Genomic DNA, 12576 nt, shown 5'->3' with positions numbered 1-12576 from the left:
ACCCCGCACCAACAACTACCACCACCCCGAACGACTCCTCCACCACGAAGACGACGACGAACCCGATTGACGCAACGTGTGCCAACTAGGGCCATAAGTCACAAAAGTAGTGGCTTTAGCCTGCGTGTATATCTGCCGCCCGGGCGTAAAACTATAACGTGTTCTAGTTCGGCCGGTGAGCTACTGGAGGCGCGAAGTGAGTATCGATACCGCTGGGATCGGCGTCCGGGAGATCGACGTCGGAACGCTGCCGACCCGGTTTGCTCGCGGCTGGCACTGCCTGGGCGTGGCCAAGGACTTCCTCGACGGCAAGCCCCACCCGGTCAACATCTTCGGCACCAAGCTCGTCGTCTTCGCCGACACCGAACACAACCTGCGGGTCCTCGACGCCTATTGCCGGCACATGGGCGGAGACCTGTCGCAGGGCCAGATCAAGGGCGATACCGTCGCGTGCCCGTTTCACGACTGGCGGTGGGGCGGCGACGGCAAGTGCAAGGAGGTGCCGTACGCCAAGCGCACACCGCGGATGGCGCGCACCCGCTCGTGGCCTACCGAGGTGCACAACGGTCTGCTGTTCGTCTGGCACGACCACGAGGGCAACCCGCCGTCACCGGAACTGCAGATTCCCGATATCCCCGAGGCCGCCAGCGGCGAATGGACCAACTGGCGGTGGCGCAATGAGCTCATCGAGGGTTCGAACTGCCGCGAGATCGTCGACAACATCGTGGACATGGCGCACTTCTTCTACATCCACTACGGCTTCCCGACGTACTTCAAGAACGTCTTCGAGGGCCACATCGCTTCGCAGTATCTGCGTACCGTCGGCCGGCCCGACGTGCTGCTCGGCGGTTCCCACTACACCGGCGAACAGACGCTGGACTCCGAGGCCTCCTACTTCGGCCCGTCGTTCATGATCAACTGGCTGCACAACAGTTACGGCGGCTACAAGGTGGAATCGATCCTCGTCAACTGCCACTACCCCGTCACACAGAACTCCTTCATGCTGCAGTGGGGCATCATCGTGCGGAAGCCCGAGGGCATGGACGAGGCCGCCACCGAGAAGCTCTCCGAAGCGTTCACCGACGGCGTCAGCATGGGCTTCCTGCAGGACGTCGAGATCTGGAAGCACAAGACCCGCATCGAAAACCCGTTACTGGTCGAAGAGGACGGCCCCGTCTATCAGCTGCGCCGCTGGTATCAGCAGTTCTATGTGGACGCCGCCGACGTCACGCAGGAGATGACCGACCGTTTCGAGTACGAGGTCGACACCACCGCCGCGAACAAGCATTGGCACACCGAGGTGGAAGAGAACCTACGGCCCAAGGTGGCGCAGCCGGGGTAGCAGCGCCCGTCAGTGCTGCACGGGGCACTTGCCGGTGTAGTCGACCTGCCAGTGCTTGATGCCGTTGAGCCAACCTGATCGGATCCGCTCCGGCTTGGCGAGGGGCGTGAGGTCGGGCATGTGGTCGGCGATGGCGTTGAACATGAGGTTGATCGTCAACTTGGCCAGGTTGGCGCCGATGCAGTAGTGCTCGCCGGTGCCGCCAAATCCCACGTGCGGGTTGGGGTTACGCAAGATGTCGAACGTGAACGGATCGGTGAAGACGTCCTCGTCGAAGTTGGCCGAGCGGTAGAACATCAACACCCGCTGGCCCTTCTTGATCGTCACCCCCGACAGTTCGGTGTCCTCCTTGGCGGTGCGCTGGAATGCGGTGACCGGGGTGGCCCACCGGACGATCTCGTCCGCCGCAGTCTCCGGGCGCTCCTTCTTGTACAGCTCCCACTGGTCGGGGAAGTCGGCGAACGCCATCATGCCCTGGGTGATCGAATTGCGGGTGGTCTCGTTGCCTGCGACCGCCAGCATCATCACGAAGAACCCGAACTCGTCGTCGGAGAGCTTCTCGCCGTCGATATCGGCCTGCAGCAGCGTGGAAACGATGTCGTCGCCGGGGTTTTCGGCCCTGAGCTCCGCCATTTTCATCGCGTAGGCCAGCACCTCCGCCGACGACGCCTTGGGATCGATATGCGCGTATTCCGGATCCTCGGCGCCGGTCATCTCGTTGGACCACCGGAACAGCTTGCCGCGGTCCTCCTGCGGCACGCCGAGCAGCCCGGCGATGGCCTGCAGCGGCAGTTCGCACGCGACCTGCTCGACGAAATCACCGGACGCCTCGGCGACGGCCGCCTTGGCGATCGCCTGCGCCCGGTCGTTGAGCTCGTCGCGCAGCCGGCCGATCGCGCGCGGCGTGAACGCGCGGGAGATGATGCTGCGCAGCCGGGTGTGCTGCGGCGGATCCATATTGAGCAGGACCAACCGCTGCACGTCGATGTCTTCCCGCTTCATGTCGTCGGCGAAGCGCGGGATGGCACCGTTGAGCCAGCTGGAGAAGACGTCGTTGCGCAGCGACACCTCCTTGACGTCCTTGTGCTTAGTCACCACCCAGAAGCCGCCGTCGTTGAAGCCGCCCTTGCCGATGGGCTGATCACACCACCAGATCGGTGCGTTGTGGCGGAGTTCGGCGAGCTCCTCGACGGGCAGACGATCGGCGTAGATGTCCGGGTCGGTCGGGTCGAATCCGGGGGGAAGGTGCGGACAGGTCATCGTTGGCTCCTCTGCGAGTCAGACCAGCGTTTAGTCAGACCATGGTGTCGGCGGGCGGCAGCCCGAATTCGTGGTTGCCGAAGATCAGGTAGGCCCGCTCGGGATCGTTGGCGGCGTGCACCCGGCCGGCGTGCGCGTCGCGCCAGAACCGTTGCACCGGAGCGCTATTGGCCAACGCGGTGGCACCCGAGGCGTCGAACAACCGGTCGATCGAGGCGACCGCGCGGGCGGTGGCGCGCACCTGGTCACGACGGGCCCGGGTCCGCAGCTCGAACGGGACCTCCCGACCCGTCACCAGACACGAGTACTCGTCGCCGACGTTGCCGATCAGCTGTCGCCACGCGGCGTCGATGTCGCTGGCCGCCTCGGCGATACGCACCTTGGCGAACGGGTCGTCCTTGGACTTCTCCCCCGCGAACGCGGCACGCACCCGCTTGCCCTGATGCTCGACGTGTGAGTCGTAGGCGCCGTAGGCCATGCCGACGATGGGGGCGGTGATCGTGGTGGGATGCATTGTGCCCCATGGCATCTTGTAGACCGGGTCGGTGTTGGTCAGCAGCCCACCGGCGGTGTGGTCGTTCATCGACTTGTAGGACAGGAATCGGTGCCGGGGCACGAACACGTCCTTGATCACCAGGGTGTTGCTGCCGGTGCCCTTCAGGCCGACGACATGCCAGACGTCGTCGATGCGGTAATCGCTTTTCGGGATCAAGAAGCTGCCGAAGTCGACCGGCTGGCCGTCCTTGATCACCGGGCCGCCGACGAACGTCCACGTGGCGTGGTCGCAGCCCGACGACCAGCTCCACGAGCCATTGACCAGGTAGCCACCGTCGACCACCCGGCCGGCACCCATCGGGGCGTATGACGAGGAGATGCGCACGTCTGTGTCCTCGCCCCAGAGGTCTTGCTGGGCCTGTTGGTCGAACTGCGCCGCGTGCCAGTTGTGCACGCCGAGAATCGATGCCACCCATCCGGTGGACCCGCACGCACTGGCCAGGCGCCGGACGGCCTCGAAGAACACCGTGGGATCACACTGCATCCCGCCCCACTGCGCTGGCTGCAGCAGCCGGAAGAAACCGATTTCCTGCAACTCGCTGACAGTGGCGTCCGGTAGCCGCCGCAGCCCCTCGGTCTCCAGCGCCCGCTGCCGCAGCTTGGGCAAGAGATCGTCGATGGCGGCCAGCACGGACTGGGCGTCGACTTCTTGAATGGTCGTCACTGCTCACCTCCACGCGCACGCACCCGGTCATAGGACTAGAGCACATTGCGGTATTGATCGAGTATTTCATTGTTTTCCCTGTACAGGGGCAATAAAACCTCCCCTGTAACTTGTTCTAATTATGGCCGCGCGCCGAGTCGCAGCTAGGGCATAAAGTCCCACAGCCGTGACGCGGGTGCTGCCCGCGATGGGAATTGGCGTCGCTGATGAGCCCGCCCGCTGCGCCCGACTACGTCGCGCTTGCGATCGCCGCTTACTCCCGGGCGGCCGCCTTCTCGAGTTCGGTGAGCGCCGCCTCGATCCGGTCGGCCATGTCGTCGATGTCGTTGGCCACCTCGGGCGTCGTCACGAAACCGAAGTCCAGGTAGTCGGTGTAGGAGAAGCAAGTGATGTTCAGGGCGACATCCATGACCGGCGGGCCAAGCGGCACCAGCGAATCCAGTTTGGCGCCGGCCATGTACAACGGGAATGGCGGGCCCGGCACATTGGACACAACCAGGTTGATGGGAGCCAGGTTTCGCGACAGCCCGCTGGCGGTGTAGGCCCGCGCGGCCAGCTGCAGCAACCCCGGGGGCGTGGTCTCGGTCAGGCCCATGATCTGGTGCGCCGACAACGCCTTGGCCATCAGCTTGGCGTTCTGGGTGCTTTCGTGGATGGCCCGCAGCCGCTCGGCGGGGTCGTCGACGTCGGTGGCCAGCGACACGGTCATCGAGCTCACCTTGTTGCCGACGTCGTCCTTATCGTCGTCGGTGCGGGTGGAGACCGGGATCTGGGCGATGAGCGGTTTGGCGGGCAGCTCACCACGCTTCTGCAAGTACTCCCGGGCGGCGCCGGCCACCAGAGCCAGCACGACGTCGTTGAGCTTGACACCGTAGGCGTCCTTGACGGCCTTGGCCCGCGCCAGCTCGACGCGGCAGCCGGTGATCCTCCGGTGCGGGGACACGGGCGCGTTGAACCGCGTCTTGGGCGCTTCGAAATACCGTGGGGGACGGCCGCTCACGCCCAGCGCGGCGATCTGCTGGCGCACGGTCTGTTCCACGAGCCTGGCAATGCGGAAGGGCGTCTTGACGCCGACGTTGATGAGCGCGCCCACCGCCCGCCGTTCGATGCCCGGGATCCGCGAGCCCACCAGCGATCCGACCGTTTCCCGTTGCGGCGGGCGCGGTTCCGGTGTGACGTCCAACAGGATCTCCCCCAGGCCGGCACCGGAGACGCCGTCGACGATGGCGTGGTGCATCTTGGTCAGCGACGCGACCCGGCCGCCCTCGACGCCCTCGATCACCCACATCTCCCACAACGGCCGGGCACGGTCCAGCTTGTAGGACATCAGCCGGCCCACCAGCTCCTCCAGCTCGCGGCGGCCGCCGGGCGCCGGCACGGCGATGTGCCGGATGTGGAAGTCGATGTCCAACTCCTCGTCTTCGACGAACCACGGCCGGTCCAGGCCGAGCGGCGCACCGGTCACCCGCCACCGCAGCTGCGGCAGCTCGGGCAGCCGCTCGATGATCAGCTCGCGGAGCCGCTGGAAGCTGTACTCCGGCGAATCCTTCGGGTCGCAAATCGCCAGTGCGCCCACATGCATGTGCCAGCCTGAAGTCTCGGCCGACCAAAACGCCGCATCAACGCTCGAAAGCCGCTTCATCACCCGACCGTAGCCCCCACCCACCCGTTGCGAACAGCGATTGACGCGACCGGTTACGCGTCTTCCAGCAGATCCGGGGTCACCGCCGATTCAGTATCGGGGATGCCCTCGATCTTGGCCTTACGATCGGCCATCGACAGCAGCCGCCGAATGCGGCCGGCGACAGCGTCTTTCGTCATCGGGGGGTCGGCGAGCCGGCCCAGCTCCTCCAGCGAGGCCTGCCGGTGCTCGACGCGCAGCTTGCCGGCCGAGGCCAAATGGTCGGGGACGGTGTCGCCGAGGATCTCCAGCGCGCGTTCCACCCGGGCGGCCGCCGCGACGGCGGCCCGGGCCGACCGGCGCAGGTTGGCGTCGTCGAAGTTGGCGAGCCGGTTGGCCGTCGCCCGCACCTCGCGGCGCATCCGGCGCTCCTCCCAGACGAGCCGGGTGTCCTGCGCGCCCATCCGGGTCAGCAGCGCGCCGATGGCCTCGCCGTCGCGCACCACCACCCGGTCGGCGCCACGCACCTCGCGGGCCTTCGCGCTGACCCCGAGCCGGCGCGCCGCGCCCACCAACGCCAGCGCGGCCTCCGGTCCGGGGCAGCTGACCTCCAGAGCCGACGACCGCCCCGGCTCGGTCAGCGAGCCGTGTGCCAGGAAGGCTCCGCGCCAGGCGGCTTCGGCGTCGGTGATGCTGCCACCCACCACCTGGGCGGGCAGACCCCGCACCGGGCGGCCACGGTTGTCGAGCAGGCCGGTCTGGCGTGCCAGCGCCTCACCGTCGTTGGCCACCCGCAGCACGTAGCGGGTGGTCTTGCGAATCCCGCTGGCGGACAACACATGCACGACGGCGCTATAGCCGTAGAGCTCGAAGATGTCCTTGCGCAGCCGCCGGGCGACGTTGCCCAGGTCCACCTCGGCCTCCACCACCACGCGGCCGCCGACGATGTGCAACCCGCCGGCGAACCTCAGCAGGGACGTCACTTCCGCGCGGCGCGCGCTGACCGACTTCACGACCAGGCGGCTGAGCTCGTCCTTGACTTCGGTCGTCATCGCCACGCGTCGTCACCCCTTGGTCCGCTGCCGGCCGGTCCGTTGCCACCGGTCTGTGGGCTTGCACCGTCGACCCGAATATCCGCGGTGGCCGTGACCGGGGGCGCTCCCGGACCCTTGTGGGCCGCCCGGACCCCGTCCAGGGCCGCCGCGAGCTTGCCCGGGTCATGTAAAGGTGTACCAGGTCGGGCCACGTCGACGAAGTGGACCTCGGCCGAAAGCAGCGTCGCCGTGCGGCGCAGGTGTTCCCGCTCCCGCTCGCCGGGGACCCGCTCGGCATCGATGATGATGTCGTGCACGGTGAAACCCGGTGCGTGCTGGGCCAACACGTGCAGATGACGCTCGACCGAGAAGCCGGCCGTCTCCCCCGGCTCGGCCACCAGGTTGAGCACCAGCGCACGACGGGCGGTGGTGGCGCGCAGCGCGGCCGCCAGCCCGGGCACCAGCACGTGCGGGATCACGCTGGTGAACCACGAGCCGGGACCCAACACCACCAGATCGGCGGCCATGATGGCGTCGACGGCCTGCCGGGTCGCCGGGGGGTCGGACGGCAGCAGCCGTACCCGCCGCACCTTGCCCGGTGTGGTGGCGACCGCCACCTGGCCGCGGATCAGCCGGAACATCCGCGGATCGGTCTCCAGGCCGGACACGTCGGCCTCGATCTGCAGCGCAATCGGGCACATCGGCAGCACCCGGCCCTTGACACCGAGGATCCGGCCGAGCTCGTCGAGGGCGGCCACTGGATCGGCCAGCACCTCGGACAGCCCGGCGAGCATCAGGTTGCCGATCGGGTGTCCGGCCAACGCACCGTTGCCGCCGAACCGGTGCTGCAGGATGGTCGCCCAGAGCCGCCCGTGCGGGCTGTCAGACGCCAAGGCCGCCAATGCCATTCGCAGATCGCCCGGCGGCACCACATCCAGTTCGCTGCGCAGCCGCCCGGACGAACCGCCGTCGTCGGCGACGGTCACCACCGCGGTGACATGGGGAGTCAGCCGGCGCGCCGCGGACAACGTCGCGTACAGGCCGTGTCCCCCGCCCAGCGCCACGATGCCCTGATTCGTCGGGGCGCTCATTCGCGCCCCAGATCCCGGTGCAGCACCCGCACCGACAGTTGAGGATTGCCCTTGAGCAGCCCCATCAGCGCCTCGGCGATCGCGACGCTGCGATGCTTACCGCCGGTGCAGCCGATGGCGACCGTCATGTAGCGCTTGCCCTCCCGGCGGTAACCGTCGACGACCAAAGACAGCAACCGATGGTAGGCGTCGAGAAAGTCCGCGGCGCCGGGCTGACTCAGCACGTATTGGCTGACGGCCGGGTCCTGTCCGGTCAGCGGACGCAGCTCGTCGACCCAGTGCGGGTTGGGCAGGAACCGCACGTCCATCACCATGTCTGCGTCCATCGGCAGGCCGTACTTGAAGCCGAACGATTCGACGGTGACGCTGATCGACGTGCTGACGTCGCCGCCGAACGCGCGCTCGATGCTCTCCCGCAAGCCCCGCACCGACAGCGTCGACGTGTCGATGATCAGGTCGGCGGTGGCGCGCACCGGCGCCAGCATCCGGCGCTCGGCGGCGATGCCCTCGGCCAGGGTCTGATCCCCCTGCAGCGGATGGCTGCGGCGGTTCTGTTCGTAGCGGCGCACCAGCATGTCGTCGGATGCCTCCATGAACACCACCCGCGGCCTGATGTTGCGGGTGGCCAACTCGTTGCGCACCTCGTCGAGGTCGCCGGTGAAGCCGCGCGACCGCACGTCCATCACCACCGCCAGCTGGGTGATCCGCGAACCGGCCGCCAGCCCGAAATCGACCATCCGGGTGATCAGCTGGGGCGGCAGGTTGTCGGCCACATACCAGCCGAGGTCCTCGAGCACCTTGGCGGCGGTACCCCGCCCGGCGCCCGACAACCCGGTGACCAGTACGACGTCGATGCCGGCCCCACCATCCGGGCGGCCCTCCGCCAACTCACCCGTCATTCGGCTTCTCCGGGCCGCTCGGGCCGCAGCGCCTCGAGGACGGCGGTGGCGGTGGCCACACCGATACCGGGAACGGCCGTGATCTGGTCGACGGTGGCCTCCTTGAGGCGGGCTATCGATCCGAAATGGGTTACCAGCGCCTTGCGGCGATGTTCCCCCAATCCTGGCACCGAATCCAGCGCCGAGGCGGTCATTCGCTTGGATCGCTTGCTGCGATGGTAGGTGATGGCGAACCGGTGCGCCTCGTCACGAATTCGTTGCAGCAGATAAAGGCCCTCGCTGTTGCGGGGCATGATGACGGGATCGGGCTCCGACGGCACCCATATCTCCTCCAGCCGCTTGGCCAGACCGATCACCGCGACGTCGGTGATGCCGAGGTCTTCGAGCACGGCGCTGGCCGCGTTGACCTGCGGTGCGCCACCGTCGACAACGTAGAGGTTGGGCGGATAGGCGAACCGGCGCGATTTCCCCTCCGGCGAAAGCATATTGGGGTCGTTCTGCTCGCTCAGGTGCCGCGCGAACCGGCGCCGGGTCACCTCGGCGATCGAGGCGACGTCGTCGGAGCGGCCGTGCCCCGCGGCTTCACGGATCGCGAAGTGGCGGTAGTCCGACTTGCGCGGCAGCCCGTCCTCGAACACCACCAGCGAGCCCACCACGTCGGTGCCCTGCACGTGGCTGATGTCCACACATTCGATGCGCAGCGGCGCGTCGGCCAGGCCGAGGGCCTCCTGAATGTTCTGCAGCGCAGCCGATCTGGCGTTGAAATCGCCGGCCCGTTTCAGCTTGTGCTGCTGCAGCGCATCTTTGGCGTTGCGTTGCACGGTTTCGGCCAGCGCCCGCTTGTCGCCGCGGCGCGGCACCCGCAGCGCGACCCGCGAACCGCGCAGACCCGACAGCCAGCTGGTCAACTCGTCGGAGTTCGACGGCAGGCAGGGCACCAGCACCTCGCGCGGCACCGGGTTGGCGGCTTCATCTGTGGTTTGTCCCAAGGCGCCACCCAGTTCGGCCTGCTCGCCGTAGAACTGCGTCAGGAATTGCTCGACCAATTGCTCCTCGCCGGAATCACCGGCCTCCGCGGACTTTTCGACGATCCAGCCACGCTGGCCGCGGACCCGGCCGCCGCGAACGTGGAACACCTGGACCGCCGCCTCCAGCTCGTCGTCGGCGAAAGCGACCACGTCGGCGTCGGTCCCGTCGCCGAGCACCACGGCCTGCTTTTCCATGGCGCGCTTGAGAGCGCCGAGGTCGTCGCGGAGGCGCGCGGCCCGCTCGAAGTCGAGTTCGTCGGAGGCGGCCTGCATCCGCTGTTGCAGCTCGCGGGCGTAGCGGTCGGTCTTGCCGGACAGGAAGTCGCAGAAGTCGTCGACGATCTGGCGGTGCTGCTCGGCGCTGACCCGCCCGATGCAGGGCGCCGAGCACTTGTCGATGTAGCCGAGCAGGCAGGGGCGATCGATCTGCTTGTGCCGCTTGAACACACCGGCCGAACAGGTGCGGGCCGGAAAGACGCGGGTGAGCAGGTCCAGCGTCTCCCGGATCGCCCACGCGTGGGAGTAGGGCCCGAAATAGCGGACGCCTTTGCGGCGCGGGCCGCGATACACCATCAACCGGGGAAACTCCTCGCCCAGGGTCACGGCCAGCACCGGGTAGGTCTTGTCGTCGCGGTAGCGGACGTTGAAGCGGGGATCGAACTCCTTGATCCAGTTGTATTCGAGCTGCAGCGCCTCGACTTCGGTGTTGACCACCGTCCACTCGACCTTGGCGGCGGTGGTCACCATCTGCCGGGTCCGCGGGTGCAGGCCGGCGACGTCGGCGAAGTAGGACGTCAGCCGGCTGCGCAGGCTTTTGGCCTTGCCGACGTAGATGACCCGCCCGTGCGTATCCCGGAATCGGTAGACGCCCGGCTCGACCGGGATGGACCCGGGCGGGGGGCGATAGGTGGCGGGATCTGGCACCCATTCAGGCTAGTAGCCGTCGCCGGGGTGGCAGAGAAGGCCGGGCGAGTGCGGGTGCCGGTCTAGTGTGGTGCACACCGGTCGGCACTACGTTCGGGGGTCACCGTCGAGTCTTCGCTAGCCTGGTTGCTGCACCCCGTCGGCGTTGATACCTTCCTCGACGAGATTTGGGCGACCAGCCACCACCACATCCAGCGCTGCCGTCCCGGCTACTTCGACAAGCTGCTTCCCGGGCCATCGGCCGTCGACGTACTCCTGGAGCATGTGCAGCCGGAACCGTCGGCCATGCGACTCGTCAAGGGCGGGGAAGACAAGGATCCGGCGAGCTACCGCCGCGCCGACGGCGGCCTTGACCCGGTGCGGGTACGCGAGGGCCTCGCCGGCGGCTACACGATCGTCGTGAATGGGGTCGAGCGCTATCTGCGCACGATCGCTTCCCTGTCGCATTCCATCGAGGTCGAGCTGAACTTCCCGACCCGGGTCAATGCCTACGCCACGCCTCCGAAGTCGACCGGCTTCGTCCCGCACTACGACCCGCACGACGTGCTGGTCCTGCAGATCGAGGGGTCCAAGACCTGGCATCTGTCCGACGCGGCCGCGGTGCCGCCGCACGAGATCCAGCGACGCAAGGGGGTCGGGACGGCCGGGCTCACGTCGTCGACCGACGTGACCCTGCAACCCGGCGACGTGCTGTATCTGCCGCGCGGCCAAGTGCATTCGGCCGAAACCGGCTCCGAGCCCTCGGTCCATCTCACGATCGGGCTGCACGCGCCCACCGTGCTCACGCTCCTCACGCACGAGCTGCACACGCTGAGCCTGCGCGACCCCCGGATGCACGCGCGCCTATCGCCACGGCACCTGGATGACGCATCCGCCCGTGCCGGCCTGGGCGAGCTCGTGCGCGACAGCGTGCGGGCCCTCGAGGATCCCGAGATCCTCACCGAAAGCCTCGACGCGTTGGCCGACGTCTTGGTCCGGCGGGGCCGATGCCCTCCGGTCGGGCGGGTCAGCGACACCGTCGGGATCGACGGGCGAACGCTGGTTGCGAAGTATGAACCGCTCTACGCGCGGGTGGCGCACGTCGACGACCGCGTCGTGCTGCGATTCGCGCAGCTGTCGGTGGGCGCGGGCGCCGACCATGAGGCGGCGATGTTGTTCCTCGCCGGCAGCACGGAGCCGTTTCGGGTCGGCGAGCTACCCGGGCTGAACAACGCGCAGCAGATCGGGCTGGCGCAGACATTGATCCTGAACGGATTCTTGATCCGGCTGTCCAACGGCTGACAGTTACCTTCACGTCTCCGGTGAAAGAGGAACGCCTATCCTCGTTTGCGGTGGTTTTCGGCGTAATCTTCGGTACATGCGGCTTTCTGCCCGGTCAGCCGCTGGCTTTTCCGATCAGCTGGCCCGTCGCACCACGTGGACGCGCCGGTTGACCCACGACGCGATATCGGCGCCCAGCCTCCGCCGAGACCGCGCAAGGTCGCATTGCCGAAACGCCGAACACCACTAGGAGGCCGGGACAGGCGGTTACTCGCGTGACTGACCGGGCCAGCGCCGGCCGGCCACGCGGGACCGCTGGCCGGTTTGTCGGGAGGAGCGCAACATGGCGGCACGGACGCACGCGGGGGGCCGCCGATGACCATGCCGATCTGGGCCGCCTTCCCGCCCGAGGTGCATTCGGCGGCGCTGTCCAGCGGCCCCGGGCCGGCGTCCCTGCTGGCAGCCGAGCAGGCGTGGCAGGCGTTGAGTGCCGAATACGACTCGGCGGCCCAGGAACTCGGCGACCTGTTGGCCGCGGTGCAGGCAGGAACGTGGCAGGGCCCCAGCGCGGAGGCGTACGTGGCCGCCCATGTGCCTTACCTGGCCTGGCTTCTGCAGAACAGCGCCAACAGCACGGCGGCGTCCCTCGAGGCCGCGACGGTTGCCGCGGCCTATACCGCTGCACTGTCCGCCATGCCGACCCTGGAGGAGATCGAAGCCAACCACGCCGCTTTCGCGCAACTGGTGGCGACGAATTTCTTTGGCGTGAACACGATTCCGATCGCGCTCAATGAAATGGACTACCTGCGGATGTGGCTGCAGGCGGCCACCACGATGGCGATCTATGAGGCAGTGTCCGAGACCGCGCAGACGTGGGTCCCGCCGACCGCCCCGCCCC

General features: G+C 67.7%; 10 protein-coding genes. 3 read left to right on the top strand and 7 right to left on the bottom strand.

From position 1 onward, the window contains the following. The first annotated feature begins 196 nt into the window (after positions 1-196). Positions 197-1342 carry a 3-ketosteroid-9-alpha-monooxygenase, oxygenase component gene (locus AWC03_RS17375; protein ID WP_085241968.1) on the top strand — a complete coding sequence of 382 codons (1146 nt, stop codon included), beginning with the start codon at positions 197-199 and terminating at the stop codon, positions 1340-1342. A 9-nt stretch (positions 1343-1351) separates the two neighbouring features. On the opposite strand, the gene AWC03_RS17370 is transcribed toward AWC03_RS17375, so the two are convergent. The 7 genes from AWC03_RS17370 to uvrC form a co-directional block, all read right to left on the bottom strand. After that, positions 1352-2602: a cytochrome P450 gene (locus AWC03_RS17370; RefSeq protein ID WP_085241967.1), complete on the bottom strand. Its 1251-nt coding sequence runs from the start codon at positions 2600-2602 to the stop codon at positions 1352-1354. 34 nt (positions 2603-2636) lie between these two features. Then, positions 2637-3821 carry a 3-hydroxy-9,10-secoandrosta-1,3,5(10)-triene-9,17-dione monooxygenase oxygenase subunit gene (hsaA, locus tag AWC03_RS17365; RefSeq protein WP_085241966.1) on the bottom strand — a complete coding sequence of 395 codons (1185 nt, stop codon included), beginning with the start codon at positions 3819-3821 and terminating at the stop codon, positions 2637-2639. A gap of 253 nt (positions 3822-4074) precedes the next feature. After that, positions 4075-5463, bottom strand: a complete 1389-nt coding sequence (locus AWC03_RS17360; RefSeq protein ID WP_085241969.1) for a WS/DGAT/MGAT family O-acyltransferase — start codon at positions 5461-5463, stop codon at positions 4075-4077. 53 nt (positions 5464-5516) lie between these two features. Next, on the bottom strand, positions 5517-6494 hold the full coding sequence (gene whiA, locus AWC03_RS17355) for a DNA-binding protein WhiA (RefSeq protein WP_090423477.1): 978 nt from the start codon (positions 6492-6494) through the stop codon (positions 5517-5519). Then, entirely contained in the window at positions 6491-7567 is a 1077-nt protein-coding gene (gene yvcK, locus AWC03_RS17350) for a uridine diphosphate-N-acetylglucosamine-binding protein YvcK (RefSeq protein WP_085241964.1), read from the bottom strand. Before yvcK ends, whiA begins: the two co-directional genes overlap by 4 nt. Further along, the gene (rapZ, locus tag AWC03_RS17345; RefSeq protein ID WP_085241963.1) at positions 7564-8466 is read right to left on the bottom strand and encodes an RNase adapter RapZ; all 903 of its coding nucleotides are present in this window, start codon (positions 8464-8466) and stop codon (positions 7564-7566) included. Before rapZ ends, yvcK begins: the two co-directional genes overlap by 4 nt. After that, positions 8463-10418 carry an excinuclease ABC subunit UvrC gene (gene uvrC / locus AWC03_RS17340; protein WP_085241962.1) on the bottom strand — a complete coding sequence of 652 codons (1956 nt, stop codon included), beginning with the start codon at positions 10416-10418 and terminating at the stop codon, positions 8463-8465. Before uvrC ends, rapZ begins: the two co-directional genes overlap by 4 nt. A gap of 264 nt (positions 10419-10682) precedes the next feature. Between uvrC and AWC03_RS17335 the strand changes: the two genes are divergently transcribed. Together AWC03_RS17335 and AWC03_RS17330 are read left to right on the top strand one after the other, a co-directional pair. Next, the gene (locus AWC03_RS17335) at positions 10683-11699 is read left to right on the top strand and encodes a cupin domain-containing protein (RefSeq protein WP_338067429.1); all 1017 of its coding nucleotides are present in this window, start codon (positions 10683-10685) and stop codon (positions 11697-11699) included. A 354-nt stretch (positions 11700-12053) separates the two neighbouring features. Beyond that, positions 12054-12576: PPE family protein (locus AWC03_RS17330; protein WP_142278425.1), on the top strand; the 523-nt coding region annotated here is incomplete at its 3' end.

This window comes from Mycobacterium europaeum (assembly GCF_002102155.1).
Taxonomy (GTDB): domain Bacteria; phylum Actinomycetota; class Actinomycetes; order Mycobacteriales; family Mycobacteriaceae; genus Mycobacterium; species Mycobacterium europaeum.
This window is presented reverse-complemented; position numbering and strand designations above follow the sequence as displayed.

Coding starts and splice junctions, on each gene's coding strand:
- yvcK (WP_085241964.1), bottom strand. CDS start 7,567: ATGAGCGCCCCGACGAATCAGGGCATCGTGGCGCTGGGCGGGGGACAC.
- AWC03_RS17370 (WP_085241967.1), bottom strand. CDS start 2,602: ATGACCTGTCCGCACCTTCCCCCCGGATTCGACCCGACCGACCCGGAC.
- AWC03_RS17360 (WP_085241969.1), bottom strand. CDS start 5,463: ATGAAGCGGCTTTCGAGCGTTGATGCGGCGTTTTGGTCGGCCGAGACT.
- whiA (WP_090423477.1), bottom strand. CDS start 6,494: ATGACGACCGAAGTCAAGGACGAGCTCAGCCGCCTGGTCGTGAAGTCG.
- rapZ (WP_085241963.1), bottom strand. CDS start 8,466: ATGACGGGTGAGTTGGCGGAGGGCCGCCCGGATGGTGGGGCCGGCATC.